The organism is Qipengyuania sp. NPDC077563, from assembly GCF_044901345.1.
Taxonomy (GTDB): Bacteria; Pseudomonadota; Alphaproteobacteria; order Sphingomonadales; family Sphingomonadaceae; genus Qipengyuania; species Qipengyuania aestuarii.
Genome location: NZ_JBJDPC010000004.1, coordinates 93961 through 119823 on the forward strand (window position 1 = coordinate 93961; position 25863 = coordinate 119823).

The window sequence follows — 25863 nt, forward strand, 5'->3', positions numbered from 1 at the left end:
GGGCAATGACGCCCCTTCACGAGAGTTGGCTATCAGAAGTTGGCGGCCAGCGAGAATGCCAGCACATCGGCATTGCCGCGGCTGTCGGACCGGATCGTGGCATCCACGGCTGCGGGCGTGCCCTGGAAGAAGCCGTCGGTGCGATCGAGAGGCTCGCTCTTCACGAAGACGTGCGCATAGGCCAGGCTGGCGGAGATCGTTTCGTTGAGATCGTAGGTACCGCCGACCGAAAGCCAGGTGCGGTCGCCATCGGGAACGCGCGTGGTACGGAATTCGTCGGTGATCGGCGATTCGTCGAACATCGTGCCGGCGCGCAGGGTGAAGCGCTCGGTGAAGTCATATTCAGCGCCAATGGCCATCGAATAAGTGTCGCGATAGTTCTGTTCGCTCACCTGGGTGGGGGCACCTTCGGGGACCACGCGGATCTCGTCGAAATTGCTCCAGTTGTACCAGCGCCAGGTGCCGTAAACGCGATACGGAGTATCGGTACCGAACATGACGCTGACGGTGGCGATATCCGGAGTCGAAAGCGGCGCCGTGGCATCGGTCAGGACGTTATTGCCGGCCAGCGGACCGGTGAGACCGGACAGGTCGAATTCGCCTTCTAGCGTGTGGTCGACGGACGAACGATAGTGTGCGCCGAGACGAACCGGGTCGAAAGTTGCGGTGATGCCGGCGTTCCAGCCTACCGAAATGTCATCGCCCTGAATATTGAGCGCAGCATCGGCGTCCGCCGGATTAAGGTTCGGCACTGCATTGGCGAGTTCGACATCGACATATTGGACGTCGACACCGGCGCCGATCGAAATGTTGTCCGACAGCTTGAATGCTGCGCTGGGCTGCACGTTTACAGTGAATACGTCGGACTTGAGCGAATCGTAACGACCGAAGAAATCTTCATCGTAATCGACCACGACGCCGAACGGGCTGTTCACGCCAAGGCCGAGCCAGAGGCGGTCGGTGACCTGGGCGGTGGCGTAGAAGGAGGGGATGACCAGCGGCTGTGCAAAAGGATTGCCGCCGTCGCTGCCGGTGACAGGAATGGCAACGGGCACGCCGGGAACGGTGCGGGTGGTACCCGTGTTGGACTGGCGCGCATCGACGAACAGCGCCTGAGCATTCGCTTCGACGGTGATGCCTTCGAGTTCCGTCATCCCGGCGGGATTGAAGAATACGGTGGCTGCGCTGTCGGCAGCGGCAGCATCGCCAGAATAGGCGCGACCGGCTTCCTTGGTCGACTGTTCCTGAATGTAGAAACCGCCAGCAGATGCCGGTGCGGAAAGGGCAAGTCCGACGCCGAGGGCGAGAGCGGACGTGGCGAATTTGATCGAGTTATTCATCGAATTATCCAACATGACTTCGGAAGCGTCGGCCCGGATACTTGAACCGTTCGACGCGGGGGCGGCGCGTTAGGGCAAGGTCAAGGGCAGGGCAAGCGCGTTTCTTCGAGTTGCATGGACGAAGCCGCTGGCAAAGCCGGGCGCCTTGTTGCATCAACCGGCGCATGAGCGAGCCGACCGACGACACTGAAACCCATACGCCTCTCCTCTTCGGGCGCGTGCTCGATGGGCAGGGCGGGGCGCGGCCTATCGCGTGGGAAGAAGCACAGAACTGGCAGCCTGCCGCACCGGGAGAGGTGCTGTGGGTGCATCTGTGCCGCAATCGCCCCGGGGTACAGCAGTGGCTGGAGAACGAACTGCATGTGCCCGAACCGACTGCGGAACTACTCACCAGCGATCAGACGCGGCCGCGTGCTTTTGTAGAAGGCGAGACCCTGGTCGGGACCTTGCGCGGGATCAATTTCAATCCCGGGGCAGAGCCAGAGGACATGATTTCCATGCAGCTGTGGTGCGACGGGAACCGCTTGGTGACGCTGCGCCGACATCCGCTGCAAACGCCGCGCGAAATCGTCGCCATGCTCGACCGCGGCATTGGGCCCCCGGATGCCGGTGCGACGATCACCCTGCTTGCCGAATTGCTGATCACGCGGATGAGCCAGGCGATCGTAGATATGAACCAGGTGCTCGACGATCTGGAGGATGACGATCCGGACGAACATGCCGAGGAAATGCTGAAACGCATTTCCACGATCCGGCGCAACTGCCTGGGGCTGAAGCGTCACATGGCCCCCCAGCACGAGGCGCTGGAACAGATCAGCCGCGATGCCCCTTACTGGTTCGAGGACCACGATCGCCGCGAAATCGCCGAGAGCATTGCACGGCTGCGCCGCTATCTCGACGACATCGATATCAGCAAGGAAAGCGCCGTCGTGCTGCAGGACGAATTGCGCGCCCGCAGCCTCGCCAGCAGCGAGCATGCGACCTACATGCTCACCATTGTGGCGGGGATATTCCTGCCGCTCAGTTTCCTGACCGGCCTTCTCGGCATAAATGTCGGCGGCATGCCGGGGATGGACGATCCCGATGCCTTCTGGGGCGTCGTCGCACTGTGCGGATTTCTCTTCATCGCGCTGATTGTGGTCTTCCGACGCCTCAGATGGCTGTAATCGTCAGCTGCCGCTGCGCTGCGCTGGGATGAACTCTTCGCGCACCGCCTTGGCAATCAGTTCGAGCGGAATGATTCCCTGGCTCAGCAGGAAATCGTTGAACGCCTTTTCGTCGAAGTCCTCGCCCAGCGCCAGCTCGGTCTCCACCCGCAGGCCGATCAGCTTGCGATAGCCGTAGTAATAGGATCCGGCCTGCCCCGGCATGCGGAACTGGTAACGGTCGAGTTCCTGCTTGGTCATCCCAGGTGAGAACAAGGCTTCTTCGCGCAGCACGCGTTCGGCTTCCTCGCGCGTCATCAGGCCGAGATTCAGTGCCGGATCGAGGAAGGCGCGGGCAGCACGCAGCAGGCGGAACTGCTGCGCGATGAACTGGCCTTCGATCGGTTCGTGCGGCATCATTTCCGCTTCCGCATAAAGCGCCCAGCCTTCCACGTTCACACTGTTGAAGGCGTAGAGCATGCGGGCAAGCGAGACCCCGTTCTCGACCAGCGCGGCGAATTGCATCTCATGGCCGGGCCGCGCCTCATGTGCGCTCAGCGTCCAGCTGGCGGCAGGGAAATTGAAATCGTCATAGGCATCCTCTGCACTGGCAGTCGGATTGCCGACCGTGAGCACGAAGGTGCCCTGTTCGCCGGTATTCCCGATCAGGCGCGGCGGGCGCATGTGCGGGGCCGGCTGGGCAGCGCTTTCGGCGACCGAGGCGACGCGCATCTGCAATTCGGTATCGGGCAGCGAGACGATATCGTTCTCGCGCACCTTGGCCTCCAGTTCGCGGTTCACACCGCGATAGAATTCCTCGATCTCGTCGTTGGGGATCGTCTGCTGCTTCAATCGCGTCATGACGGAAGCCATGTCGGTTTCCGGCCAACCGTTCTTTTCCGCGATCTGCGGGGCGAGCGCTTCCATCTGGGCGCGGATCTCATAGAAGCCCCGGCGGGCCTGGCTCATCGCCTCGCGCGGATCCATGTCGATGCCGACATTGCGCAGGTTGAGGGCATAAAGCTCCTCCGGCAAACGGGCTTCGTCACGCGCGGCGGGCAGCACCACGTCGCGGGTCCATTCGCCGTAATCGGCAAACTGGCGGTCCATCGCATCAAGGGCTTCCTCGGCGCCGTCGATGTCGTATTTCTCGAACAGTTCGCGGATGCCGGCGGCAAAGGTCGGGATCTTGCCGATCGATTCCTCGACCTCCACCCGGTAGGGGCCGATCTTGCCGTCACCGCGGCTCGCCTCGAAGCGTGCCTTGGCAAGTTCGGTATAGGGCTCGTAGCCATCGGCTACACCGGTATAGCGATTGAGCAATTGCACGGCCGATGCCCGGCGGTTCTCGGCGGTCTGGTCCGACAGCATGGAGCCGATCGAATAGAAGATGCTTTGCGGCAGCTCGTTCCATTCGAGCATCATGCGCTCATTCAGTTCGGACGAGAGGATCGACCGGTCGAGGCTGTCGATCAGGATGGCAAGGTCCTGCTTGACGAAGGTGTTGCTCTCGCTCGCCATGGCGGCGGCGAATTCCGCGCGCAGCGCCTTGGCGCCCGCAATGTACCGCTTGGTGCTGTCGGGCGAATAATCGAAGGTCATGCCGTCATATTGTTCATAACCGGACGAGCTTGCGCCTTCGGGATAAAACCCGGCTTCGAATTCGATCAGCTTTTCGGTGTAGGCGTTGCTCGTTTCGATCCAGTCGGCACTGGCGGCATCGGTGGAGGCGTTTTGCGCCATGGCGGTGCCGGCAGGAAGGATGGTCGCGGTAGCGAGCGCAATGGCAGCGGCGAAGGTCTTCATGGGCATGGTTCCCCTTGTATCCCGGATATGATGCGGATGGCTTATTGTCTTTTGCAGCCTGTCTGCGCCCGCCAAGGGCCGCTGGCAAGCAGCCACCCGATCAACGGTCGATCAGGCCGGACGAGTGCTGGCGCCGCGGCGGGACTCAATAGTCAAAGGTCTGGCCGACCATCTTTTCGCTCAGCTGCCACAATCGTTCGGCCTTGTCCTCGTCCACCGCATAGCTGCGCACACCGCCGCCGGTGTCGTGATCGTCCTGCTCGGCCACATGGCAGTCTTCGCAATAGAGGCCGCCGCGCCCCTCCAGTTCGGGAGTAGTGGCGACCCAGCATGTCGTCGCCGCGCCTTGAGGGATGGACTTGAAAGGCTCGGGTTTTTCTCCGCGTGCTTCTGCCGACTTGCGGATTCTCTCCATCAGGTCGGCCATCTCCTCCTCGCTCATATGGCGCCCGAGATTGGTGTTTATGCCGCCAGGGTGCAGCGCATAGGCATGGATGCCCTTCGCTGCGAGCCGCCGCTCGAGCCCCACAGCAAACAGCACATTGGCGGTCTTCGACTGCCCGTAGCTTACCCATTTGTCGTACTCGCGATTCTCGAAATTGGGATCGTCGAAATCGACCGGCGCGATATGGTGGCCGCGGCTGGAAAGGTTGACGATCCGCTGGCGCTCGCCAGCCTCGACCAGCGGCATCAGCAGATTGGTCAGCAGGAAATGGCCGATGTGATTGGTGCCGAACTGTATTTCGAAACCGTCGGTTGTTTTCGCCTCGTCGCAGGCCATGACCCCGGCATTGTTGATCAGCAGGTCGATCTTCGCAAAGCGATCGTTCGCCTCTCCCGCAGCCTTTCGAATGCTGTCGAGCGAGGCGAGATCGCAGACGAGGGTCTCCACCTTCGTGCCTGTTTCCTCGGCAATGGCATCGGCGGCTGCGGCGAGCTTGGTTGCATCGCGGCCGGACAGGATCACATGCGCGCCGCGTGCAGCCATGGCGCGGGCGGTTTCGCGGCCGAGACCAGAATACCCTCCGGTGACGAATGCCGTGCGCCCCTTGAGATCGATATCGGCAAGAACTTCATCTGCCGTGCTCGAAAAACCGAAATTGCTCATTGCGTATGCTCCTCTTTCCCGGAGGGCGGTACCACATGAGAAAGGGGGCGCGAGAGTTTTCGTCCCGCGCCCCCGGACACCCTCTCTCCTTGGTGTCTTGTCAGCCTCGGTTACGCGCCCGGCGGCAAGGGATCGTCGCTCGTCGGAGCGGCGGCCTTGCGGCGCTTGGGCTTGGGTGCAGGCTTCGCCGTGCTGCCGCCCAGATCGCTGTCCATCTGGTCGAGCTTGCGCGCCGCCCAGTCACGGCCGCCCAGGCCGAAGGCCAGCGCGCCGGCCACCGAAATGCCCGCAATGATGATGGTCAGCACATTGCCGGGAATCATCCCGCCGATGCCGGTGAACTGCAGGCCCATGAAGACGAATAGGATGATCGTCGCCCATCGCACGATGGTGGCGGCTGTTCCAGCCTCGCCTTCACCCGAAATGAGCCGGGCGAGAAGGTTGGCGATGAAGAAGCCGAAGGCGATAACCACCGCGCCGAAGATCACGCGGCCACCCAGTTCCAGTACCTGGTCGAGGATACGTGTCAGTTCGGGGAAGCCGAGCAAACGCGTTGCAGCGATGGCGAAGAACAGGATGATCGCCACCTGCACCACGCGGGCGATGATGATGGAGGCGCGTGTGCCTTCCGCCATCATCCCGCTTTCCGCCAGCGCCCGGTCGACGCCGAGGCCCGGCAGCACTTCCTTGAGCACCTGAACCACGAACTTGCTGATGAGGTAGCCGATGCCGAGCAGGATCGCAGCGGCGATAATGTTCGGAATGGCATTGAAGATCAGCGTCAGCATGCCGCTGGCCGGGCCGGAAATGCTTTCGATATTGAGCGCTTCCAGAGCCATGATCGACACGAAAATCACGATGATCGCGTAAACGATCGTGGCGATTGTCCTGCTGATGGCGGTATTGCCGGTCACGCTGTCGACCCCGCCGCGATTGGCCCATTTGTCGAAGTCGACCGTCTGCAGCGTGGTGATGATCAGATCGCGCACGATGCGCGCCACCATCATGCCGATGAAGAAGATCAGGCCCGCACCGACAAGGTTCGGAATAAAGGCGACGAAGTTCTCCAGCAGGCTGTCGACCGGTCCGGCAACCGCGCCGAGGCCGAGGACCTGCAGGATGACCAGAAGGCCGAAAAGCCAGATCAGCAAGCCCACGATCTTGCCGAGCGATTCCCCCAGCGACGAGCCATTGCCCGTGCCCCGCTGGAAGAACGAGATATTGTCGACCAGCTTGGCGAAGGCCCATTTCGCGGCCTTGGCGGCCAGCCAGGTGATGGCCAGAACGATCAGGGCCAGCCCGATCTTTTCGAGCACCTCCAACGCGATCTGTTCGTCGAACCGATAATTTCCGATACGCATGAAACCTCTCTCCCCTTTGGGTTTCTGTATTACGGAGGGCTAACACGGGCGCGGCGATTATCCAAAGGCCTTTATCGTATTGAGCGGGAAGGCTTGCGTGCTATCGCTTCGGAATGAGAGGATTTTTGACTACGCTCGCCCCCGGTATGGCGCTTGCCATTGCCGGATTTGCCGCCCCTTCTTTTGCGCAGGACGATGCGCCGCGCTGGTCGCTCGCCATCCACGGCGGGGCGGGCACTATCGCGCGCGAAAACATGACGGCCGAAGAAGACGCTGCCTATCGCGCCTCGCTGCAAGCCGCGCTCGACGCGGGGGCCAGGGTGCTTGCCGAAGGGGGCGAGGCGCTGGACGCCGTCGAGGCGGTGATCCTGCTGCTGGAGGAAGACCCGCGCTTCAATGCCGGGCGCGGGGCGGTTTACACCTGGGAGGGCGGGCATGAGCTCGATGCCTCGATCATGGACGGGCGCGATCGCGATGCGGGCGCGGTGGCGGGAGTTACCACCATTCGTCATCCGATCCTCCTCGCGCGCAAGGTGATGACCGACAGCCCGCATGTGATGCTGGCGGGAGAAGGGGCGGAAGAATTTGCCGCCGAACAGGGCATCGAATTCGTCCCGCCCGAATTCTTCGACACCGACGCTCGCCGCCAGTCGTTGGAGCGGATGAAGGCGGAACAACTCTCTGCCATCGATGTCGATGTGAAGTTCGGGACCGTGGGCGCCGTGGCGCTGGATACGCAGGGCAATCTTGCCGCCGGCACCTCGACCGGCGGGATGACCGGCAAGCGCTGGAGCCGCATCGGCGATGCCCCGGTTATCGGCGCGGGCACCTATGCCGACAACCGCGCCTGCGCTGTCTCGGCCACCGGCTGGGGCGAATATTTCATCCGCGTCGGCGTGGCGCGGACGATCTGTGCGCGCATGCAGATGGCCGGCGAAAGCGCGCAAATGGCTAGTGATGCAGTGATGGACGATGTTAAAGCATTGGGCGGCGATGGCGGCGTGATCGTCGTCTCACCGGCGGGCGATGCCATCTTCAGCTTCAACACCGCAGGCATGTACCGCGGCCGCGCGACCAGCGGCGGAACGAGCGAAGTCGCAATCTACGGCGAAGAATAGCGTCGTTTTTGCGGGGTGGATTTGGGAAGCGCCATATAAAACCGCTTTCAAGCAACGCAGCGGTTGAGCATCTAGATTACCCTCAAGCAGCGAAGCGGTAGGGCAACAAAAAAGGGACCGGATCGCTCCGGCCCCTTCTCGGTGCTCCGCTTGCGCAGAGAGGGTTACATGCCCGAACCCGGGCCGTAGGTGACTTCAACGCGGCGGTTCTGCAGTTCGCGCACGCCGTCGGCGGTGGGGACGCGCAACTGCGTCTCGCCGAAGGCCTCGCTAGAAATGCGGGTACCGGGAATGCCGCGCCCCGTAAGGTATTCGCGGACCGAGGCGTTGCGCCGTTCGGCGAGGCCGATGTTGTACTGCGCCGAGCCGGACGTGTCGGTATGCCCTTCCAGCATGACCGAGGCCATGCCGCAATTGGCATAGGCCGAGACGGCATTGTCGAGGATCGTCGCCGCTTCGGGCGTGATATCCGATTTGTCCCAGTTGAAGAACACGATGTAGGGGCCCTGCTGGCATACCGGTGCGGGCGGCGGCGGAGTGGCCGGCGGTGGCGGTGGCGGCGGTACCGGGGTTGGCGGGGGCGGCGGGGCGACCGGCGCTGCAGGCCGCCCGAAGTTGAACGCGAGCGTGCCGAGGATCGAGTGCGAAGACCAGTCGGTCTGCGCGCTCGGCGTGGCGAAGGATCCGCCGATGCGGTATTCCGGCACGTTGAAGAAGCGATAACGCAGGCCGACGTCGATGCTGTCCGTCAGCGGGGCGCGCAATCCGGCCAGCGCCTGCCAGGCGAACTTCCAGTCGTCGCCATTGACGAGATTGTCGTCATTGCCGGTGCCGACCAGCGAAATCGCCTGGTCGACATAGACCGACCCTGCACCGCCGCCGATGAACGCCTGGATGCCGTCGTCACTGCCGAGGTCGAGCAGTGCATTGCCCATGACGCTGGCCGCCGAGGATTTGCCGAGCGGGTTCTCGACCGCAACGTCGCTGGCGAGCGCCGTCAGCTGGTCGTGACCATATTCGCGGTAGCTGCCTTCGATCTCAATGCGGAAGGCGCCGTAATCGTAACCAAGGACGATCCCGCCGTCGAAGCCGGTATCTTCTTCCAGCGTGACATCGGCCGATCCGTCGGAGAAGTCCTCGAAATCGAAGTCCTGGGCGAGCGACGGCCCGAAGCCCAGTTCGACATAGGCGGTGTTGTCGCGGGCGAGGGCCGCCGACGAAAGAGCGGTCGAGCACAGTGCCAGACCCAGTGCCAGTTTGCGCATGGTTTTCCCCATTTTTGCTGTTTTGACCGACAGCACATGGCAGCGCAGCATGACACTTCGTGTCAGCCGGGCCGAAAACTGTCACAAAACTGACGCGGGCTGAGGGTCAGCCGCGCTTCCGTGCCTGCGCATAGCTGCCCAGCAGGCGTACGCCGTTGGTCTGGAATTCCAGCTCCTCCAGCGCGGCGTCCACGCGCGGATCTCCCGGGGCACCCTCGATATCGGCATAGAAGCGCGTGGCGGCGAAGCTGGCGCCTTTCTGGTAACTTTCCAGCTTGGTCATGTTGACGCCATTGGTGGCGAAGCACCCCAGCGCCTTGTAGAGCGCGGCGGGCACGTTCTTCACTTCGAAGATGAAGGTCGTCATCGCCTGCTGCGCCTCGATTGCGGCGGGATCGCGCGGCTCCTTCGCCAGCACCACGAAGCGCGTGGTATTGTCGGCGGCATCTTCCACCGCGTCCTCGATGATCCGCAGGCCGTAGAGTTCCGCCGCCATGGGCGGTGCCAGCGCGCAGAACCGGGGATCCTGCATTTCGGCGACATAGGCAGCGGCACCCGCGGTATCGGCATGCGCCAGCGCGACAATACCGTTGCGTTGCAGATATTCGCGAGACTGGCCGAGCGCTTGCGGGTGGCTGTAAGCGGCTTCGAACGGGCCCGGTCCGGTGGCCATCAGCGTGTGGGTGATGCGCATGAAATGTTCGGCCACGATCGACAGCCCGCTTTCCGGCAGCAGGAAGTGGATATCCGACACCCGGCCATGCTGGCTGTTTTCGATGGGGATCATCGCGCAGCCCGCGCGGCCCTGTTTCACCGCGTCCAGCGCATCCTCAAACCCCAGATAGGGCAGCGGCAGGCATTCGGGATCGAACTGCATCGTAGCCTGATGCGAGTTGGAACCGGGCGCACCGCCGAAGGCGACCGCGCGTTGCGGATCGGCGGCGGCGGCCTGTCGCATGGTGTCGACCATGTCGACGGCGGGTTTGGCGAAGGTACGCATGGCGGGGCGTGTTAGCGCCCATTTCGCCTTGCGCAACCACTAAGACAGTCGCGGCACTTGCGCGAGCGCGCCCGTCGCACTAGAGCGGCGCGCAACCATCAGACCACACGGATTCTCGCAGGCTTTCACGCAATGGACGATCGTTTCAACACCGCTTCCGGCTGGGTTCTCTTCTCAGGCATCGTCGCGCTCGGCGCTTCCATCGCTTCGGGCATGTATTTCCACGCCGACGGACATGAAGAATTCGAAGACGGCGAATGGGGCTTCTTCGTCGAAGGTGCGGAAGAAGAGGGCGGCGCCGATGCCGGTCCCGATCTCGGTACGCTGCTTGCCAGCGCCGATGCGGCTGCCGGTGAAAAGGTCTTCGCCAAGTGCAGCGCATGCCACACCATCAATCAGGGCGGCGCCGACGGTATCGGTCCCAACCTCTATGGCGTGATGGGCAAGCCGGTCGGCAAGCACGCGGCAGGCTTCGCCTATTCCAGCGCGCTGTCCGAACATGGCGGCGAATGGACTTGGGAAAACATGAACGAATGGCTCACCAGCCCGCGCGCGTTCGCCAGCGGCACCAAGATGAGCTTCGCCGGTCTGTCCAAGCCGGAAGACCGCGCCAATGTAATGGAATACATCGCCTCGATGGGCGGCGCTCCGGCCAAGCCGGAACCGGCTGCTCCCGAGCCTGAAGAAGGCGAAGCGGCAGATGCGCCCGGCGCAGGTCCGGGTGCGGTCGAAGGCACTCCGGCCGATCCGGCACAGGCTGCCGGTGCAATGGGCGGCGATCAGCCGGTCGCTTCGGAAAATGCCGGCGGCGACAATGCAGGGGCGACCAAGGTCGACTGATCCTTGCCGATATTCTATTGAAAAGCCCCGCCTCGCGCGGGGTTTTTTGTGCCTGCTGGCCGCGCGTTTTCAGTCGCCCTTGAAGCCCTGGGCGATGACATACCATTCGCTGGAGCCCTTGCGGCTGGCTGGCGGCTTGGCATGCTTCACTGTCTTGAAGTGCTTCTTGAGCAGGTCGAGCAGGTCCTTGTCGGTCCCGCCCGCCAGCACCTTGGCCAGGAATGTCCCGCCCTTTTCCAGATTCTCCACCGCGAACCAGGCGCCCGCTTCGACCAGCCCCATGGTGCGCAAATGATCGGTCTGCTTGTGGCCGACCGTATTCGCGGCCATATCGCTCATCACAAGATCGGCCTTTCCGCCCAGCGCTTCTTCCAGCACACGCGGCGCGTCCTCGTCCATGAAGTCCATCTGGAAGATCTCGACGCCCTCAATCGGCTCCACTTCGAGCAGGTCGATGCCCACCACTTGCGCCTTGGGCACGACCTTGCGCGCCACCTGCGCCCAGCCGCCCGGCGCAATGCCGAGATCGACGATCCGCTTCGAGCCCTTCAGGATGCCGAATTTCTCGTCCATCTCGATCAGCTTGTAGGCCGCGCGGCTGCGATAGCCGTCGGCCTTGGCCTGCTTGACGTACGGATCGTTCAGCTGCCGCTGCAGCCAGCGGGTCGAGGATTCCGAGCGCTTCTTTGCGGTGCGGACGCGCGTATCCTTGTCCTTGCCCGATCTAGACATCCTGTTCTCTCATTCTTTGAAGTGCGGCGCGGCTGCTTTCGCCCGTGGCATCGGCGGCCATCAGGCTGCGCAGGATGCCTTCGCGGATTCCGCGATCGGCCACGCCCAGTGTCTCGGACGGCCAGATGTCGAGAATGCTCTCGAGAATAGCGCAGCCCGCCACCACCAGATTCGCCCGGTCGTCCCCGATGCAGGGCAATTGCCGCCGATCCGCGCCGCTCATATGCGACAGGCGCACCGAAATATCCCGCATCGCGACCGAGGGGAGAATCAGGCCATCCACCGCCTGCCGGTCGTATTGCGGCAATTCCAGGTGCAGGCTCGCGAGCGTGGTGACCGTGCCGCTGGTCCCGAGCAGCCGGATCGGATGCTGTCCCTTGGCAAATTCACGCACCCGCTCCGCAAAGGGACGGAAACTGTCGAGCACGGTCTTGCGCATGCGACGATAGCGATCGAGCCTGAGGTCCGTGGTGTCGTCCGATCCGCCCACCGTATCGGTCAGCGAGACGACGCCCCAGGGCACGCTCATCCAGTCGAGAATGCGCGGCACCGCGCCGCTCGGTTCCACAAGCACCAGCTCGGTGGAGCCGCCGCCGATGTCGAAAATAACGGCTGGCCCGGCGCCGTCCTCCAGCAGGATATGGCAGCCCAGCACCGCGAGGCGCGCTTCTTCCTGGGCGGAAATGATGTCGAGCGCGATGCCGGTTTCCTCGCGCACGCGCTCGATGAATTCGGCCCCATTGGACGCCCGGCGGCAGGCTTCGGTGGCGACCGATCGGGCAAGATGGACATGGCGCCTGCGCAGCTTTTCCGCGCACACATGCAGTGCGGCCAAGGTGCGTTCCATCGCCTCGTCTGACAGGCGGCCGCTGGCGGCCAGCCCTTCGCCAAGCCGGACCACCCGGCTGAAAGCGTCGATGACGGTGAAGTTCTCGCCCGAGGGGCGGGCGATCAGCAGGCGGCAGTTGTTGGTGCCCAGATCCAGCGCGGCATAGGCCTGGTTGCGGCCGCGCGGCATGGGCGTTGATTGTGCCTGAGCCTGGGCAGGACCCTGATTGCGGGCCTGAGCATGAGCCTGCTTGCCGGAAGGTTCCCCGCGCGCCTTGGGCTCGCGCGGTGCCTGCCCGTTCTTGCGCGGGCGCTTGTTGGGCCGGGAGGGGCGTTTGTAGCGGAAATCGGCTACCTTGCCGGACGTGCCGCCCCTTGTCTTTCCTTGGCCCCGTTTGATGTCCGGCGGATTAGTGTCCGCCATGGGGGTATCTTTCATTATTCCTCCCGCGCGAAGAATTAAGCGCGGGGACCTGAGAGCGATGCTAGCGGGTCCCTCGCCAAGGGGCAAGCACCGTCCTCAGCGATGGGGTTGACCTTGTGCGCGCACGAAACTAGATGCGCGGCCTCTCTTGCGGAGACAGCGCGATTCTCAGCGTCGCACCGCATGGCTGATGCCCCGTCGTCTAATGGTAAGACTACGGACTCTGACTCCGTCAATTGAGGTTCGAATCCTCACGGGGCATCCATTACTGTCAGGCTTCAAGCAGGAAGGACGGAGACGGAGATATTCCCTACGCCCGCTGATTCCGGACGGAAGCCATAAGCAGCTTCAAGCGGACATCGAGAGGTAACCGAGCACAGCTCGGCGAACCCGCGCCGCAAGCTCTTCCTGATTGCTTTCACCTCGCTCACCGGCGGCATCGATCATTCCCCGCATGATCGATGCGACATCGCCCGTGGCAGCCGCCATGTCGGGCTGCTGGGGAAAGTCCGGGCGAGCAAGAATTTCAGCAACGATGGTCGTGAACCTTAATCGTACCAGTTGGGTCCCGGCATCCAAGGGCAGGCGCGCTTCCTCGAAATCGAGTAGCCGCGCCAGTCGAGGGCGTCGGAGCTGGTGCCGCACGGCGGCGTGGATCACGGCAAAGAGCGCTTCGTGCCCTGCAGCCATCAGACAAGCGGCTTCGGCGTCTTCGACAAGGCGGCCTGTTTCACGGGCGATCAGCGCGCCGAGCAGCGCATCCTTGTCAGGGAAATACTGGTACAAGGTGCCGATACTGACCCCGGCCACGTCGGCGACGGCGTTGGTGGTGAATCCCATGTCCCTGCTCCTCCAGAATGCGAGCAGACGCTTCCACGATCGCGTCTACCGTATGCCGTGCGCGCGCCTGTTTCGGCTGTTTGCGGGGGCGCGCACGCTGATCGGCGGTCTGTCCTGTCATCGAAACCAATGCGCGTAGAATATATGAGCAGATGCTCGCATCTTAGCGACGTCAATCAACAGCGCAAGGATGCATCATGGATATTCAGCCCACCCAGTTCGAACCCGCACTCACCACGTTCTTCATGGTCAAGACCTCGCCGGAATGGCTGGGTTTCTCTTTCGAGACGCGCCTGTCCCATGCGCGCGAGACGTTTCAGCCTATCCTCGACGAGTTCAGGGGGCGCGTTCGGTTGAACTGGTATGATGTCGAGTTCTACACGGCCAAGATCAGCGATATCTGGATGATCGAATCGAAGGACCATCACAGCTACCAGCTCTTCTGCGAAAAACTGCGCGAGACACCCTTTTGGGATCGCTTCTTTCTGGTGCAGGACATCTTCCCCGGGGAGCTGAACGCCTGGGCGAAAAATTACGAAGTCGACGCATTGCGATCTTAACGGCCGTGGCAGCGTAAGCCTCGCTCCAAGACCGCACTCGGCAACACGCCGTGGATTGGGATCGGACGATGGCTGATTTCCGTCAGTGCTCGAGCCGCTCTTGCAGCGTGTTTAGGAGCCAGCCACCGGCAGGACCCGATGTGTGGTCCCGCCGGTGTGCTGTATATATGCCAAGCCCTTCCTACGGCGTCTCGATGCAGAGGTTTCAAGAGCAATCGACGCGGTGCTCATTGAGGTCCGAATCCTCACGGGCATCCTTCTCCGCAATCGCTGGACGCAGTGCTTTCGCACGCTTACCGTGCGCCGATGATCAAGCTTGCTCTTCTGTGCCTCGTCATTGCCGAGGTCGCCGCCATTCTCGGGTTTGGCGGTCTTGCGGGGACGATGGTCGATGTCGCCATTGTCCTGGCCGTGATCGCGGCGGTCCTGTTCGTCGTCTTCCTTTTGCTCGGCATCTTTGCAGGCAAGAAGGCGAAGGATATGCTCGACTAGCCCTCGTTCCGCTTTACGCGCTCCGGCGCTTGCCCTACACATCGTGCATCCCCGGGGAGCGCGCTTGCGCTGAGAGGGGCGCGTAGCACCGCCCGACCCGTCGAACCTGAACCGATTAGCATCGGCGGAGGGAGTGGAGCGGCGCGATAATTCCGCTCTTCCTCCGCCTTTTGGAGAGAGCACGCATGGCCGACATCAACAGCAAATTCGACATCGGCGTCACCACCGGTCCGATCCGCGGCAGCCGCAAGGTCCATATCGGGGCGAAGTCCGGCAGCGGCGTGCGCGTCGCCATGCGCGAGATCGACCTCGAGGGCGGCGAATTGCCAGTGCGGGTCTACGACACCAGCGGCCCCTATACCGATCCCGCCGCCACGATCGACATCAACAAGGGTCTTCCCCAGCTGCGCCGCGAATGGATCATGGCGCGCGGCGATGTCGAGGAATATGACGCGCGTGAGGTGAAGCCCGAGGATAACGGCCAGCTCGGCCCCGATCGCAGCGGCGGCGTCCCGGCCTATCCCAATGTCGTGCAGCGCCCGCTGCGCGCCAAGGCGGGCAAGAACGTCAGCCAGATGCATTATGCGCGCCGCGGCATCATTACACCCGAGATGGAATATGTCGCCGAGCGCGAAAACCTCGGCCGTGAAATGCTGCGCGAGGAAGCCGCGCGGCTGGAAGCGCGCAACGATGGCCAGCCGTGGGGCGCCAGCTTGCCCGATTACGTGACGCCCGAATTCGTGCGTGACGAGGTGGCCCGCGGCCGCGCGATCATTCCCAACAACATCAACCACCCCGAAAGCGAGCCGATGGCGATCGGGCGCAACTTCCTGGTCAAGATCAACGCCAATATCGGCAACTCCGCCGTCGCCAGCGATGTCGCCAACGAGGTCGACAAGATGGTCTGGTCGATCCGCTGGGGCGCGGACACCGTCATGGACCTCAGCACGGGCCGGAACATCCATGACACGCGCGAATGGATCATCCGCAATTCGCCCGTCCCCATCGGCACCGTCCCGATTTACCAGGCGCTGGAAAAGGTCGGCGGCATTGCCGAGGATCTGACGTGGGAAATCTTCCGCGACACGCTGATCGAGCAGGCCGAACAGGGCGTCGACTATTTCACCATCCATGCGGGCGTGCGCCTGCCCTATGTCCCCATGACCGCCAAGCGCGTCACCGGCATCGTCAGCCGCGGCGGCTCGATCATGGCGAAATGGTGCCTCGCGCATCACAAGGAGAGCTTCCTCTACGAGCGCTTCGACGAGATCACCGAGATCATGAAGGCCTATGACATCGCCTATTCGCTGGGTGATGGCCTGCGCCCCGGCTCCATCGCCGACGCCAATGACGAGGCCCAGTTCGCCGAGCTCTACACTTTGGGCGAGCTGACCAAGCGCGCCTGGGAGCAGGACGTGCAGGTCATGATCGAAGGCCCCGGCCACGTGCCGATGCACAAGATCAAGGAGAATATGGACAAGCAGCTGGAAGCCTGCGGCGAAGCGCCCTTCTACACGCTCGGCCCGCTCGTCACCGATATCGCGCCCGGCTATGACCACATCACCAGCGGCATCGGCGCGGCGCAGATCGGCTGGTATGGCACCGCGATGCTCTGCTACGTCACGCCCAAGGAACATCTCGGCCTGCCCGACCGCGACGATGTGAAAGTGGGCGTGGTGACTTACAAGCTCGCCGCCCACGCGGCCGACCTCGCCAAGGGCCACCCCGCCGCCAAGGTCCGCGACGATGCGCTGTCGAAAGCCCGCTTCGAATTCCGCTGGCGCGACCAGTTCAACCTCAGCCTCGATCCCGACACGGCCGAGCAGTATCACGACCAGACGCTGCCCGCAGAAGGCGCCAAGACCGCCCATTTCTGCTCCATGTGCGGACCGAAGTTCTGCTCGATGAAGATCACGCAGGAAGTGCGCGACTTTGCCGCCAAGCAAAACTCGGACAGCTATCTCGCCACCGAGAACATCAAGCGCGAAACCTCCGCCAAAGAGGCCGAGGAAGCACGCGAGGGCATGGAGGAAATGAGCCGCGTCTACGAAGCCACCGGGCGCGAACTGTACATCGGGCAGGGCGACCGCGAGCATGACTGAGCAAGGGCAGGCCGCGGCGCCGCCCGCCGGGAGATGACATGACGCAGGGCGCGGATACCGAGGAGATCCTGGACGATCCGCTGGCAGAGGACCGCCGCGAGCGCCGCCGCCTGCCGGTGATCGGCCTGTGGCTCACCGCGCTCTATGTCGTCGGACTGGTGATCTACCTCGCGGTGCAGGGCCAGAACCCGGCGGACCTGCGGCTGAACGAGCTGGGCGACTTCCTGGGCGGCGTCTCCAGCCCGCTCGCCTTCCTGTGGCTGGTCCTCGGCTTCTTCCAGCAAAGCCGCGAGATCCGCCTGAGCAACAAGGCGCTCCACCTGCAGGCACGCGAGATGCGCCGCAGCGTGGACGAACACCGGCGGATCGCGGGCGGGAAGCAGGGGGAGTGAGGCCCAGTAGGCGAGGCCCGCCGTTCCCTATTCGATTACGGCGCGGTACTGCAGAGTGAAGCTGGGATGGGCCACACCGTTCGACGCGCGTAGCGATCCTGTCGGTGAAAAGCGGATGCGCGCTACCGCAGGGTCGCTGGGCGAGGCAGGCGCGTAGGTAAAGCCGGGACCGGTGGTCTGGTTTGAAAAGGTCACGTTGCTGCTTGGGTTGAAGGCAAGCCCGCTGGCCGTTGCACCGTCGGTGAAGACGGCAGGGAACGCCGTGTAATAGGCAAGATCGGTATCGGGCGTGTCGATCAGCCGCAACGTGCCGGCATCGCTTGCGGCATCGCCCGTATTCGTCACCCTGATCGTGTATTCGACGATCGCTCCGGGAATGGCCTTTGGGAAGGCGGTTTGGGTGGGATCGGATACAACCCGCGAAGTCTTGTCGACCGACAGGATGGCCCGCGGCGAGTTGCGCGTATTGGTGATCGTGCAGGCGATCACATCGCCCAGCCGGGGAACCAACAGGCCGGTCGCGCCGCCCGCAGGAAGAACGGTGGGCGAACTCGAATTGCGATTGCTGCATGCCAGAGTGGGCGAATAACGTTCCAGCGTCGTCGATCCGCTAGCCACCTCGGTCAGACGGTAGGTCGCACCGGCTATGGCGGCCAGCCTGCCGGTCGTGGAGGGCGTAGCGGTAGTACCGGTGCCGGTCGTGACAAACGCGGCGATCTCGGAATTTGCATCCTGATTACGCACGTTCAATCTGAACTGATCGGTGGCGAAGATGCGGCCAGGTGACGCAATGACCGTGCGTAGCTCGAGCTTCGGATTCGGGGTATTGGTAAACACGCAGTCCACGAAATCGCCAAACTGGAGCTTGCCGAAATCGTAACGGTTGGTGACGGTATCGCGCGGCAGGATCGTGGTCGAGCCGGTGTTGATATTGGTGCAGGTCAGCGTTGCGCGATAGTCCGCCAGTGTACTCGAACTGCCGCTCACCATTTCCTCGCGCAGCACCAGCGGGACACCGGAGGTGGAGGAGAATACGGCGGCAGGGAACGGCCCGCGATCGGTGCCTTCCGTCTGTCCAGAAGCGTAAACGACCGATCCCGTGCTGGATTCGATGAGAAAGCGGAACTGGTCGTTATCGACGATCCGGGTGCCCTCGATCTGTTTGCTTAGGGTGATGGAGGCAAAGCGGATTGCCAGCATCACTCCTTGCAGCCCGCTACCCTGCATGGTCACGGTAACCGAAGTGGGATTGAGCGAGCTGACGATATAGGCACCGACATTTCCGGTTCGCCCACCTCCTGCCGAACGGAAGGTCGTGGTGCCGAGGCCCGTGGCCGTTGGATATTGCGTCCCGCTGATGGGGGCCACTCGGTCGAGCAGCTGCCAGGATGCGCCGTTGGTGGTGTATTGCTGCGTTTCGTTATTGTCGGTCGATTCGGCATCGGCGACGACGAATGCATATTGGTTCGCCTGGCTCACCCCTGCCGGCGGGATCACGGTAATGTTGGTAAAGGTAAGCGTTGTCTGGGATCCGTTGATATTCTGGTACAGGATCGGTCGTCCCGGAATGTCCAGAAAGCTGCTGTTGCCGACTGCGGCACCGGCCCAGCTAGGCGCGGCTACGCTCCTCAGATAGGCTGAACCGCTGGTAGGGCTGTTCGTGACGCGCAGGCGGAAAGTCAGGCGCGATCCGTCGGGCAGGTTGTAGCTCAGGCTTTGTCCGCCGGTGCTGCGCGCCTGCGTATCGCTGTACGTACTCATGTTGAGCCAGCAATAGGTTTGCCACGATGACGGGGCTGCCCCTCGCGCTCCGGCCCGAGAGCAATCTTGCGCATATGCTTCTTGTGCGCTGATTCCCAAGAAAAGAGCACAAAGAATGGCGGCCATACGAGCGAAATGCGAAACGGCACGAAGCATCACTAGTTTTCAACCAGCCTGTTATGTTGACGCTATGGTAAGTGATAGTCCTTAACCAACGGTAACGGTCTCCTCGCTGCACGACTTTTTTACGCGCGGCTGCTCGCTCGTGTTCTACCCGGGAACACCCCGGAATCCCCGCCCGTTAGTCTCCCGAAGGAGGCCGACAATGGCACGCAATACAGGTGACGACCACAGGATCGGCTCGGTCGAGGATCGCAGTCAGGTGAAGAACACCGCTACGGGCAAATGGACCAAGCGCAATCGCGAGGAAGGTTCGGCCGAGGCCGGGCAGTTCATGGATGTCAAAGCGGATGGCGAGCCGTTCAAGGGCGTCGCGAAGGAACGCGACGGGCGGCGTAGCGACGAAGACTGAGCGCGGCGGCGCAGGGTAGGGCGAGCCTAGCGCACCCCGGCCTTGCGCAATTCCTCGCCCAGCCTGCCGGTCAGCCACAGCCACCACATCCTGAAATCGGCGCCCAGGCTCCACAGCGGATAGGTGAAGGTTGCCGGGCGGTTCTTCTCGACCGTGAAATGCGCCAGCCAGGCGACGAAATAACCCGCCACCGGCATCGCCAGCAGCCACCACCAATGGCCCGCCAGCACGGCATAGACCGCGATCAGCACCACCAGCGTCGTGCCGACATAATGCAGCGCGCGCGTGCGCGGCTTGGAATGTTCGCGCAGATAGAAGGGCCAGAATTCGGCGAAAGTGCAATAACGGGCAGGCTCGGTCATGCCCGCCATGCTGCGCCTGTCGCGCCGCCGATGCAAGCATCGCTACTGGCCAGCGGCGCGCGATGCGCCCATAGGGCGCGCATGGCCGATCTCTATCTCAAAAATCTGGAATCCGAACGCCGCCGGCTGTGGGCGACCTGCCGCCTCAAGGGGCTGAAAAAGGATACCCCGGAACGGCGCCGCATTGCCGATATCGACGAGGCGATCGCCGCGCATAAGGCCAAGTCGGCCAAACCCGGCTGAACGCCGCCGTCACATCGGCTGCGAGCGTCCTTCCGTTCCGTGCCGGTGCAGCACGACATCGAGCAGCGCGGGGCGTTCCTTCTTCTGCCATGCGCGTTCGTGGAAGAAGAACACCACCGCGTTCACCAGCGGCTCTACCAGAGCGATACCGCCCGCCAGCGCCAGCGAGCCGGTAAAGGCGTAAGCGACCGAGAAGCCCACGATCAGGTGGAGCGCAAGGAAGGTGAGGGTCTTGAGATAATCGCGGTGCATGACAGTGTAATACATCAGACACCCAATCGTATCCTGCGATTAAAACTACTGACATTAATCGGATTTGGCGAATTGTGTTGGAGAGGCCGTGCGGTGCGCTACCGCATCTTCACCAGCACCCTGTCGAGCGCCTGCAGGAAGTTCGACCGGTCCGCCTTGCTGAAGGGCGGCGGACCGCCGCCGGCTGCGCCAAGGGGGCCGTCCATCCCCGCGCGCAAATCTTCCATGATCGCGCGGGTGGCGATGGCGCTGCCGATGCTGGCGGCGTCGAAGCTCTTGCCGTCGTGGCGCAGCACCGTCGCGCCAGCCTTCAGGCATCGTTCGGCCAGCAATATGTCGGCGGTGATGACCACCGCGTGCGGCCCTGCGTTCTCCGCAATCCAGTCGTCCGCCGCGTCGAAGCCGTCGCCCACCACCACGCGCTTTATCCGCGCGTTGACGGGCACGCGGAAAGCGCTGTTGCTCACCACGCGGACCTGCGCCCGGTAGCGTTCGGCGACGCGGTAGATTTCTTCCTTCACCGGACAGGCGTCTGCATCCACGAGGATGGTCGGCGCATTGTCTGCGGGCGGGGTGTCGGATGGGGGCGGGGGCATCGACAGCGCCTTAGCACCTGATCCCCCGCACGTGTAACCGGGTTTCCGGCCTAGCTGTTCTTCATGTTCTCGAGGCCCTTGATGGCCCCGGGCTTCTGCGAGGGCTGCGAAGCGTTGGTTTTCACCTTTTCCTTCTTCGGCTTGCGGGCTTCGCGGCTCTTCTTCTGCTGGCCTTTGGCCATGGTCTTTTCCAATCGGGGCGGAATGCCCCGCCGGGCAGCCTAGACCCTTTCGGCCAATACCCTGCATCAATTCGGTGGGGAGGGGGGATTCGCCTCTACTGCCGCCATCGCGTGGAGGGCGTGAGTATTCAGCATCAGCAGCAAAGTCCGTCATCCCCGCGAAGGCGGGGATCCAGCTGGCCTTGGCGCTTCCTCGCTCTGGATCCCCGCCTGCGCGGGGATGACGAAGGGGTGGGCGGGGCTGCCGAGGGCAGGGAGCCCTAAGAAAACAGGTGCAGCCTCCGCCGCCCCCCATAACCTCACTTGATATCGAAATCGGCCTCTTCCTCGCCGTCCCAATAGGCGCAGCGGGTGGCGTGGACGTGGATCATCGCCACGCCCTCGGTGTCGGCGCCGTCCTTGAACCAGCGGTCGAGATCCTTGGTCCAGTGTTCTTCGAACTTGCTCTTGTCCTTCACGATCTCCGCCTTGCCTTCCAGCGCGATGAAGATGCCCGGTGCGCCCTTGGGGCCGGGGCTGCCCTGCAGCGAAAGGCCGACCTTGGGGTCTTTCTCGATATCCTTCACCATCAGGCAATCTTCCCAGGTGAAGTAATAGCTGTCGCCATCGTAATCGACCTGGCGGTTGTTGCTCATCGGGCGGTGGCCGATCTGGCCGTCCTTCGTGTGCGTGGCCAGCATCACGAAATCGATGTCCTTCATCTTTTCGGCGATATGGGCGAGATGTTCTTTGGGGGACTTGTCGGCCATCGAATAAACTCCTGCGTTCGGTTCAGATGACCAGCGTTCCGCAGTGAAAGCGGTTCCGCGTAAAAAAGGCTATCTCAAAGGTCGCAAAGCTTGGCGCGTCCTGCTTGATGAAAAGGCGCTCGCCCGGTTGTTGCGGCCTTAATACTCGCGAAAGTCGAGGTGGTGACGTGAGTCCGCCACCACCGTGACTTTTTCTACATAAATGAACTTAAACTTCCTCTTTGCAGAGCCGCGAGCCGTTGCAGTCGCTGCCTTTCCAGCGAGGGGGGTTCCATCCATTTGGGGTTCCGGATGGAGGTGCGCGGTTTTCACGTTCCCACTGACGGCAAATTTCTTCTATTTCTTCAGCAGGCATGTTCTGAGGATATTGATACAATGGGCAAATAGGTCGGACAGACGAAACTCTCTCCAGCGCTGGGGGCACGACATCTATTTGGCCGCTGCCTCCCAAAAATATAGCAGCTGCCGAAATTGCAAATAAAAGCATTGATACCCTCCAAAATGTGTAACTAATGAGAGGTTGCATGCTTACAAAATATTGTAAATGACGTATTTTTACTTATATTATTTTTTAAGTCAAATTTACAAAAGATGCTTTCCTACACGGTGCGAGACGTGCTTATCCTGCCGGATGACACAGACACCGCCTCCGCACACACACCGCCCCGTTCCCGAAGCCTCGCAGCCGCGCAGTTCGCCCTCTCAGCGTCCGCGGCCCAACAATAGCCGCTGGACCGGGGCCAAGGCCTCCACTTTCATCAAGATGCTCGCGCGCAGCGGCAAGGTGACCTCCTGCGCGCTGGCGGTGGGGATGAGCCGCCAGTCGGCCTATCGCCTGCGCGCCCGTTCGCCCAATTTCGCGCATTACTGGGATATCGCCATGGGCGAGGCGAAGCGGCGGCGCGCATCTTCGCGCAAGGGCAAGCCGCGCGTCCACCCGCTGCTTTCGCGCGTGCCACTGTCCGAGATGGATCTGGCTGACATTCCGGCGCCGGGAGAGTGACAGTGGTGCGCGCAAAAGGTGACAGCCGGGCACGCGGAAAGGTGACGGTTCGCGGCGGGAAAGGTGACGGCGCGGAGGAAAGGGTGACACTTGGTCCGCAAAGGGTGACACCGGGCCGCGCAAGGTTACGCTTTTGCCGGGGCAGGGTGACACAATGGCGGTTTTCGCCCTGGAGCGTGCTCCACATGCTCCATCCTGTCCAAAACTGCTGCGCTTCACCTGGCGTTCAAAGTCGAACTGTCTAAGAGGCGCGGCCCGGTACAGTGCCGGGCGCGTAAAAGGACCCGGCTATAGTGCACCATCAGCCAAACGCTTCGCCCTCAGCGGCACTCTATTCGTCACGAATACACGCCCGTTTCGTGTTTATCGGGAACGGCCCCGCCCAGGCACCGTTGGGCCGGCCATGAAGAAAATCGCACCTTTCGCCGCAATGACGGCATTCGCCCTGGCCGCCTGTGCCACCACCCCCACCACCACTCCCGCCCCCGGCGCGGACGGAATGGTAAGTGTGACCGGAGAGGCGACCTATCGCCAGCGGATCGCGCTTCCTGAAGATGCCGTCGTCACCGTGCGGATCGAGGATGTGTCGCGCGCCGATGCCGCCGCCACGGTGCTGGGCGAACAGACCTATGCCACCAGCGGGCGCCAGGTGCCGCTGCCGTTCACGGTCAATGTCTATCGCGCGAAGCTGGAAGATGCCGCGCGCACCAATGCCCGCGTCACGATCGCCGACGGCGATGGCCGCCTGTTGTGGACTACGGACAGCACCCACGCCGTGGTCCCGGTGGCGGGGCAGGACGAAATCGATATGGGTACCTTGGTCCTCGCCCAAGCGGCAGGATAAGGGACCTGTCCCGGTCCGGTCGCAGCGAAGCCCCGAGTGCTGCGACCGGGCTGGGGCCGAAAGGCGGTTGCGATCGTTTGTGCAGTGCAGCATAGTGCCGCTGCATATCTCAGGAGCTTCCCCAATGACCCGACATGATACCGCCGCATGGACGCGGCTTGCCTTCGATAGCTGGGCGCTGTCGGTCGATGCGGCTTCCGTCGTATGGCTGCGCAGCCTGCGCATGATGGCGGGCGGAAAGCTGGCCGAGCGCGAGGCGGAGCGCATGGTGACGGAGAAGGTGATGGCGAACCTGCTGCTGTGGCCGTTTCTGCTGCAGGGCGGGCCGTGCCAGTCGGCGCAGGAACTCTCGAGCCGAACCCTGCGCCATTACAGCGGCCCGGTCCAGGCCAACCGCCGCCGCCTCTCTCGCTAAGAGGTGGGAAAGGAGGAGGGGAGCTAGCTCTCCGCCCCGACCCGGTTGACCACGCCGGCGCGCCGGTCGATCAGCAGGCCGATCGTCATCGCGAACAATGCGGGAAGGGACCAGAAGCCGCTCAATCGCCAGGGGATCATCTGCCACTCGTTCTGGATCGCGAGCGCGCACAGCGTGAAGAACAGGCTCACCGCGTGAAACCCGGCGAACCACAGCGGCCAGTAGCGATCCGATACCAGCGCATAGCGGCCGATGGCGATAAGAAGCGCCACGTCGATCACCGATACCGCCATAAGCGCAGCTGTCGTGCCCAGGAAGCTATAGGAGACTGCCGAAAGCACCGCTGCCAGGACAATCGCGGCAATCGCGCGCCGATCGTGCCGATCCCCTGCCTGCCATCCGACAGCCCATGCACCGATGAGGACGAGCCAGAAGGCAAGCAGGTAGATACTGGGCATCGTGGCTTAGGCTTCCAGTCCGTTCGGCTCGGCAATATGCTGCGCCGATGGCTTGTATTCCGGCGGGCAGCCAAAGCCAACCGTCTGCAGATTAGACGCCTTGCGGATCTTGAGCAGCTCCCTCGTTGCGCCGCCGAGGTCATGCCGCGTGGCGATGATCTTGGCCAGCCCTTCGCCGGCATTGGTCAGGGCGCCCTGAGCCGTCGTCGCAGGAAGATTGGCCGCTCGGCTGACTTCGACGATGCTGGCGCAAAGCTGGGCAAGAGACGTCACGGCCCGATCTACGGCTTCGAGCGACTTCTGCGTGTCGTCGGCGACGACCTGCCCAGCGGATTGTTCGATATTGTGCATGGAGTGTTCCTTTCTGACAGCGCCCTGTTGAGCGCGCCGCTCTGAAAAGGTCACGGCACTCCGCCCGATGCCAGCTCGGAAACACCCAAAATGGTGAGAACCACCATGCAGCTCGCCATGATGGAAATAATCGCGATGCGGACCATCCATCGTAAACGCTGGCGCGGGTACGCTGAATTGGCTCTACCGCCAAGCACGGGGAAAATAGCGGCCGAGGTTCGGTTGGCCGATTGGGAGACCTTCCCAACACCAATCGCGTTTGCGAGGTTGCCATGCTTTTTGTCAGCCTCAGCCGACGGTCGCGCCAAGCCACCCCCTTGTTTTTCACCCGGATGGTCGAGCCCCAGCTCCTGTAGCCGCGTCACCGCTGCCATTCGATTGTTGACCTGCAGAATATCGATGGCGGCTGCGATATGCTGATCGACTGTTCTGGGCGATATCCCCAGCTCGCGAGCGATCTGCTTCGAAGTCAGGCCGTTTCTGACCAGCTTCATGCAGTCCATCTGGCGGCGCGTTAAAGTGAAATCAGGCGGTGCCAGATTTTGTGAGGCATTATCCTCCATATCGGACCATTATACTTCGTTGAGGTAGGTTTCCTGCCCAACATGACGGTTAACGCGGTTCGCTGGCAACTGAAAAAAGAGAAGCCCTGTCTACAAACAAGTGCGCCTTACTTGTCAGAGGGCATCGCTCGCGAGAGCGCCGTCATTGCGATTGCCATATTCCCGCCTTTTTCGGAACATGCGCCAAACCTAATGGTTG

General features: G+C 62.6%; 30 protein-coding genes, 1 tRNA gene and 1 riboswitch. Of the genes, 13 read left to right on the top strand and 18 right to left on the bottom strand.

Translation table 11 applies throughout. The annotated features are described in order from the left end of the window. Positions 1–32 precede the first annotated feature (32 nt). Positions 33–1340 carry an OmpP1/FadL family transporter gene (locus tag ACI2I1_RS14830; RefSeq protein WP_404679747.1) on the bottom strand — a complete coding sequence of 436 codons (1308 nt, stop codon included), beginning with the start codon at positions 1338–1340 and terminating at the stop codon, positions 33–35. 164 nt (positions 1341–1504) lie between these two features. Here ACI2I1_RS14830 and ACI2I1_RS14835 point away from each other — a divergent pair, with 164 nt between their 5' ends. Then, the gene (locus ACI2I1_RS14835; protein WP_404679748.1) at positions 1505–2506 is read left to right on the top strand and encodes a zinc transporter ZntB; all 1002 of its coding nucleotides are present in this window, start codon (positions 1505–1507) and stop codon (positions 2504–2506) included. Positions 2507–2509: 3 nt separating this feature from the next. Here the strand turns inward: ACI2I1_RS14835 and ACI2I1_RS14840 are convergent, their stop codons facing one another. The 3 genes from ACI2I1_RS14840 to ACI2I1_RS14850 form a co-directional block, all read right to left on the bottom strand. Further along, positions 2510–4291: a DUF885 domain-containing protein gene (locus ACI2I1_RS14840; protein WP_404679749.1), complete on the bottom strand. Its 1782-nt coding sequence runs from the start codon at positions 4289–4291 to the stop codon at positions 2510–2512. Positions 4292–4436: 145 nt separating this feature from the next. Then, on the bottom strand, positions 4437–5399 hold the full coding sequence (locus ACI2I1_RS14845; protein WP_404679750.1) for an SDR family NAD(P)-dependent oxidoreductase: 963 nt from the start codon (positions 5397–5399) through the stop codon (positions 4437–4439). A gap of 110 nt (positions 5400–5509) precedes the next feature. Continuing rightward, the gene (locus tag ACI2I1_RS14850; RefSeq protein ID WP_404679751.1) at positions 5510–6760 is read right to left on the bottom strand and encodes a mechanosensitive ion channel; all 1251 of its coding nucleotides are present in this window, start codon (positions 6758–6760) and stop codon (positions 5510–5512) included. A 146-nt stretch (positions 6761–6906) separates the two neighbouring features. Between ACI2I1_RS14850 and ACI2I1_RS14855 the strand changes: the two genes are divergently transcribed. Next, a complete protein-coding gene (locus tag ACI2I1_RS14855) occupies positions 6907–7878 on the top strand; it encodes an isoaspartyl peptidase/L-asparaginase family protein (protein WP_404679852.1) in 972 nt (323 codons plus the stop codon). A gap of 164 nt (positions 7879–8042) precedes the next feature. Here the strand turns inward: ACI2I1_RS14855 and ACI2I1_RS14860 are convergent, their stop codons facing one another. Further along, positions 8043–9143: an OmpA family protein gene (locus ACI2I1_RS14860; protein ID WP_404679853.1), complete on the bottom strand. Its 1101-nt coding sequence runs from the start codon at positions 9141–9143 to the stop codon at positions 8043–8045. A gap of 106 nt (positions 9144–9249) precedes the next feature. Then, complete coding sequence (locus tag ACI2I1_RS14865) at positions 9250–10143, bottom strand: prephenate dehydratase (protein ID WP_404679752.1); 894 nt, start codon at positions 10141–10143, stop codon at positions 9250–9252. 132 nt (positions 10144–10275) lie between these two features. Between ACI2I1_RS14865 and ACI2I1_RS14870 the strand changes: the two genes are divergently transcribed. Next, positions 10276–10983, top strand: a complete 708-nt coding sequence (locus ACI2I1_RS14870) for a c-type cytochrome (RefSeq protein ID WP_404679753.1) — start codon at positions 10276–10278, stop codon at positions 10981–10983. A 69-nt stretch (positions 10984–11052) separates the two neighbouring features. Here the strand turns inward: ACI2I1_RS14870 and ACI2I1_RS14875 are convergent, their stop codons facing one another. Together ACI2I1_RS14875 and ACI2I1_RS14880 are read right to left on the bottom strand one after the other, a co-directional pair. Further along, positions 11053–11715 (bottom strand): RlmE family RNA methyltransferase, encoded by a 663-nt coding sequence (locus ACI2I1_RS14875; RefSeq protein WP_221543323.1) that lies wholly within the window; start codon positions 11713–11715, stop codon positions 11053–11055. Continuing rightward, complete coding sequence (locus ACI2I1_RS14880; RefSeq protein ID WP_404679854.1) at positions 11708–12967, bottom strand: Ppx/GppA phosphatase family protein; 1260 nt, start codon at positions 12965–12967, stop codon at positions 11708–11710. The genes ACI2I1_RS14875 and ACI2I1_RS14880 overlap by 8 nt, the downstream gene beginning before the upstream one ends. A 191-nt stretch (positions 12968–13158) precedes the next feature. Between ACI2I1_RS14880 and ACI2I1_RS14885 the strand changes: the two genes are divergently transcribed. Further along, positions 13159–13232 (top strand) — tRNA-Gln (locus tag ACI2I1_RS14885). 83 nt (positions 13233–13315) lie between these two features. Here ACI2I1_RS14885 and ACI2I1_RS14890 read toward each other — a convergent pair. Further along, a complete protein-coding gene (locus ACI2I1_RS14890) occupies positions 13316–13807 on the bottom strand; it encodes a TetR/AcrR family transcriptional regulator (protein WP_404679754.1) in 492 nt (163 codons plus the stop codon). A gap of 197 nt (positions 13808–14004) precedes the next feature. Here ACI2I1_RS14890 and ACI2I1_RS14895 point away from each other — a divergent pair, with 197 nt between their 5' ends. The 4 genes from ACI2I1_RS14895 to ACI2I1_RS14910 all read left to right on the top strand — a co-directional run bounded on the left by ACI2I1_RS14895 (position 14005) and on the right by ACI2I1_RS14910 (position 17353). Further along, the gene (locus ACI2I1_RS14895) at positions 14005–14367 is read left to right on the top strand and encodes a darcynin family protein (protein WP_404679755.1); all 363 of its coding nucleotides are present in this window, start codon (positions 14005–14007) and stop codon (positions 14365–14367) included. A gap of 306 nt (positions 14368–14673) precedes the next feature. After that, positions 14674–14859: a DUF1328 domain-containing protein gene (locus ACI2I1_RS14900; RefSeq protein ID WP_404679756.1), complete on the top strand. Its 186-nt coding sequence runs from the start codon at positions 14674–14676 to the stop codon at positions 14857–14859. A 42-nt stretch (positions 14860–14901) separates the two neighbouring features. After that, positions 14902–15010: riboswitch (TPP riboswitch) on the top strand. 34 nt (positions 15011–15044) lie between these two features. Next, entirely contained in the window at positions 15045–16961 is a 1917-nt protein-coding gene (thiC, locus tag ACI2I1_RS14905; protein ID WP_404679757.1) for a phosphomethylpyrimidine synthase ThiC, read from the top strand. Between the two features lie 38 nt (positions 16962–16999). Then, entirely contained in the window at positions 17000–17353 is a 354-nt protein-coding gene (locus ACI2I1_RS14910; RefSeq protein WP_404679758.1) for a hypothetical protein, read from the top strand. Between the two features lie 27 nt (positions 17354–17380). Here the strand turns inward: ACI2I1_RS14910 and ACI2I1_RS14915 are convergent, their stop codons facing one another. Then, a complete protein-coding gene (locus tag ACI2I1_RS14915; RefSeq protein WP_404679759.1) occupies positions 17381–19270 on the bottom strand; it encodes a CshA/CshB family fibrillar adhesin-related protein in 1890 nt (629 codons plus the stop codon). A 169-nt stretch (positions 19271–19439) separates the two neighbouring features. Here ACI2I1_RS14915 and ACI2I1_RS14920 point away from each other — a divergent pair, with 169 nt between their 5' ends. Then, positions 19440–19646: a hypothetical protein gene (locus tag ACI2I1_RS14920; protein WP_404679760.1), complete on the top strand. Its 207-nt coding sequence runs from the start codon at positions 19440–19442 to the stop codon at positions 19644–19646. A gap of 26 nt (positions 19647–19672) precedes the next feature. Here the strand turns inward: ACI2I1_RS14920 and ACI2I1_RS14925 are convergent, their stop codons facing one another. Beyond that, positions 19673–20008 (bottom strand): Mpo1-like protein, encoded by a 336-nt coding sequence (locus tag ACI2I1_RS14925; RefSeq protein ID WP_404679761.1) that lies wholly within the window; start codon positions 20006–20008, stop codon positions 19673–19675. 81 nt (positions 20009–20089) lie between these two features. On the opposite strand from ACI2I1_RS14925, the gene ACI2I1_RS14930 reads away from it, so the two are divergent. Next, a complete protein-coding gene (locus ACI2I1_RS14930; RefSeq protein ID WP_404679762.1) occupies positions 20090–20251 on the top strand; it encodes a hypothetical protein in 162 nt (53 codons plus the stop codon). A gap of 9 nt (positions 20252–20260) precedes the next feature. Here ACI2I1_RS14930 and ACI2I1_RS14935 read toward each other — a convergent pair whose 3' ends face one another. The 4 genes from ACI2I1_RS14935 to ACI2I1_RS14950 all read right to left on the bottom strand — a co-directional run bounded on the left by ACI2I1_RS14935 (position 20261) and on the right by ACI2I1_RS14950 (position 22030). Then, the gene (locus ACI2I1_RS14935; protein ID WP_404679855.1) at positions 20261–20503 is read right to left on the bottom strand and encodes a DUF2061 domain-containing protein; all 243 of its coding nucleotides are present in this window, start codon (positions 20501–20503) and stop codon (positions 20261–20263) included. Positions 20504–20601: 98 nt separating this feature from the next. Next, on the bottom strand, positions 20602–21099 hold the full coding sequence (locus ACI2I1_RS14940; RefSeq protein ID WP_404679763.1) for a YaiI/YqxD family protein: 498 nt from the start codon (positions 21097–21099) through the stop codon (positions 20602–20604). A gap of 50 nt (positions 21100–21149) precedes the next feature. Next, positions 21150–21281 (bottom strand): hypothetical protein, encoded by a 132-nt coding sequence (locus tag ACI2I1_RS14945; protein ID WP_263621188.1) that lies wholly within the window; start codon positions 21279–21281, stop codon positions 21150–21152. Positions 21282–21580: 299 nt separating this feature from the next. Then, positions 21581–22030, bottom strand: coding sequence for a pyridoxamine 5'-phosphate oxidase family protein (locus ACI2I1_RS14950; RefSeq protein ID WP_404679764.1), 450 nt, complete (start codon positions 22028–22030; stop codon positions 21581–21583). 631 nt (positions 22031–22661) lie between these two features. On the opposite strand from ACI2I1_RS14950, the gene ACI2I1_RS14955 reads away from it, so the two are divergent. From ACI2I1_RS14955 to ACI2I1_RS14965, 3 genes are all read left to right on the top strand, one after another. After that, positions 22662–23033, top strand: coding sequence for a hypothetical protein (locus ACI2I1_RS14955; protein ID WP_404679765.1), 372 nt, complete (start codon positions 22662–22664; stop codon positions 23031–23033). A gap of 403 nt (positions 23034–23436) precedes the next feature. Next, entirely contained in the window at positions 23437–23877 is a 441-nt protein-coding gene (locus tag ACI2I1_RS14960) for a YbaY family lipoprotein (RefSeq protein WP_404679766.1), read from the top strand. A 124-nt stretch (positions 23878–24001) separates the two neighbouring features. Next, positions 24002–24292, top strand: a complete 291-nt coding sequence (locus ACI2I1_RS14965) for a hypothetical protein (protein WP_221543310.1) — start codon at positions 24002–24004, stop codon at positions 24290–24292. A 23-nt stretch (positions 24293–24315) separates the two neighbouring features. On the opposite strand, the gene ACI2I1_RS14970 is transcribed toward ACI2I1_RS14965, so the two are convergent. Genes ACI2I1_RS14970 through ACI2I1_RS14980 form a run of 3 tightly spaced genes read right to left on the bottom strand, consistent with a single transcriptional unit; the run spans position 24316 to position 25664 of the window. Next, positions 24316–24750, bottom strand: coding sequence for a hypothetical protein (locus ACI2I1_RS14970; protein ID WP_404679767.1), 435 nt, complete (start codon positions 24748–24750; stop codon positions 24316–24318). A gap of 6 nt (positions 24751–24756) precedes the next feature. Then, on the bottom strand, positions 24757–25101 hold the full coding sequence (locus tag ACI2I1_RS14975) for a hypothetical protein (protein ID WP_404679768.1): 345 nt from the start codon (positions 25099–25101) through the stop codon (positions 24757–24759). 50 nt (positions 25102–25151) lie between these two features. Next, complete coding sequence (locus ACI2I1_RS14980) at positions 25152–25664, bottom strand: LuxR C-terminal-related transcriptional regulator (RefSeq protein WP_404679769.1); 513 nt, start codon at positions 25662–25664, stop codon at positions 25152–25154. Positions 25665–25863 lie beyond the last annotated feature (199 nt).

Coding starts and splice junctions, on each gene's coding strand:
- ACI2I1_RS14925 (WP_404679761.1), bottom strand. CDS start 20,008: ATGACCGAGCCTGCCCGTTATTGCACTTTCGCCGAATTCTGGCCCTTC.
- ACI2I1_RS14950 (WP_404679764.1), bottom strand. CDS start 22,030: ATGGCCGACAAGTCCCCCAAAGAACATCTCGCCCATATCGCCGAAAAG.
- ACI2I1_RS14955 (WP_404679765.1), top strand. CDS start 22,662: ATGACACAGACACCGCCTCCGCACACACACCGCCCCGTTCCCGAAGCC.
- ACI2I1_RS14860 (WP_404679853.1), bottom strand. CDS start 9,143: ATGCGCAAACTGGCACTGGGTCTGGCACTGTGCTCGACCGCTCTTTCG.
- ACI2I1_RS14865 (WP_404679752.1), bottom strand. CDS start 10,143: ATGCGTACCTTCGCCAAACCCGCCGTCGACATGGTCGACACCATGCGA.
- ACI2I1_RS14870 (WP_404679753.1), top strand. CDS start 10,276: ATGGACGATCGTTTCAACACCGCTTCCGGCTGGGTTCTCTTCTCAGGC.
- ACI2I1_RS14940 (WP_404679763.1), bottom strand. CDS start 21,099: ATGCCCCCGCCCCCATCCGACACCCCGCCCGCAGACAATGCGCCGACC.
- ACI2I1_RS14930 (WP_404679762.1), top strand. CDS start 20,090: ATGGCCGATCTCTATCTCAAAAATCTGGAATCCGAACGCCGCCGGCTG.
- thiC (WP_404679757.1), top strand. CDS start 15,045: ATGGCCGACATCAACAGCAAATTCGACATCGGCGTCACCACCGGTCCG.
- ACI2I1_RS14880 (WP_404679854.1), bottom strand. CDS start 12,967: ATGGCGGACACTAATCCGCCGGACATCAAACGGGGCCAAGGAAAGACA.
- ACI2I1_RS14965 (WP_221543310.1), top strand. CDS start 24,002: ATGACCCGACATGATACCGCCGCATGGACGCGGCTTGCCTTCGATAGC.
- ACI2I1_RS14935 (WP_404679855.1), bottom strand. CDS start 20,503: ATGCACCGCGATTATCTCAAGACCCTCACCTTCCTTGCGCTCCACCTG.
- ACI2I1_RS14900 (WP_404679756.1), top strand. CDS start 14,674: ATGATCAAGCTTGCTCTTCTGTGCCTCGTCATTGCCGAGGTCGCCGCC.
- ACI2I1_RS14895 (WP_404679755.1), top strand. CDS start 14,005: ATGGATATTCAGCCCACCCAGTTCGAACCCGCACTCACCACGTTCTTC.
- ACI2I1_RS14875 (WP_221543323.1), bottom strand. CDS start 11,715: ATGTCTAGATCGGGCAAGGACAAGGATACGCGCGTCCGCACCGCAAAG.
- ACI2I1_RS14960 (WP_404679766.1), top strand. CDS start 23,437: ATGAAGAAAATCGCACCTTTCGCCGCAATGACGGCATTCGCCCTGGCC.
- ACI2I1_RS14830 (WP_404679747.1), bottom strand. CDS start 1,340: ATGAATAACTCGATCAAATTCGCCACGTCCGCTCTCGCCCTCGGCGTC.
- ACI2I1_RS14845 (WP_404679750.1), bottom strand. CDS start 5,399: ATGAGCAATTTCGGTTTTTCGAGCACGGCAGATGAAGTTCTTGCCGAT.
- ACI2I1_RS14840 (WP_404679749.1), bottom strand. CDS start 4,291: ATGAAGACCTTCGCCGCTGCCATTGCGCTCGCTACCGCGACCATCCTT.
- ACI2I1_RS14920 (WP_404679760.1), top strand. CDS start 19,440: ATGGCACGCAATACAGGTGACGACCACAGGATCGGCTCGGTCGAGGAT.
- ACI2I1_RS14980 (WP_404679769.1), bottom strand. CDS start 25,664: ATGGAGGATAATGCCTCACAAAATCTGGCACCGCCTGATTTCACTTTA.
- ACI2I1_RS14975 (WP_404679768.1), bottom strand. CDS start 25,101: ATGCACAATATCGAACAATCCGCTGGGCAGGTCGTCGCCGACGACACG.
- ACI2I1_RS14850 (WP_404679751.1), bottom strand. CDS start 6,760: ATGCGTATCGGAAATTATCGGTTCGACGAACAGATCGCGTTGGAGGTG.
- ACI2I1_RS14890 (WP_404679754.1), bottom strand. CDS start 13,807: ATGGGATTCACCACCAACGCCGTCGCCGACGTGGCCGGGGTCAGTATC.
- ACI2I1_RS14945 (WP_263621188.1), bottom strand. CDS start 21,281: ATGGCCAAAGGCCAGCAGAAGAAGAGCCGCGAAGCCCGCAAGCCGAAG.
- ACI2I1_RS14835 (WP_404679748.1), top strand. CDS start 1,505: ATGAGCGAGCCGACCGACGACACTGAAACCCATACGCCTCTCCTCTTC.
- ACI2I1_RS14970 (WP_404679767.1), bottom strand. CDS start 24,750: ATGCCCAGTATCTACCTGCTTGCCTTCTGGCTCGTCCTCATCGGTGCA.
- ACI2I1_RS14915 (WP_404679759.1), bottom strand. CDS start 19,270: ATGCTTCGTGCCGTTTCGCATTTCGCTCGTATGGCCGCCATTCTTTGT.
- ACI2I1_RS14855 (WP_404679852.1), top strand. CDS start 6,907: ATGGCGCTTGCCATTGCCGGATTTGCCGCCCCTTCTTTTGCGCAGGAC.
- ACI2I1_RS14910 (WP_404679758.1), top strand. CDS start 17,000: ATGACGCAGGGCGCGGATACCGAGGAGATCCTGGACGATCCGCTGGCA.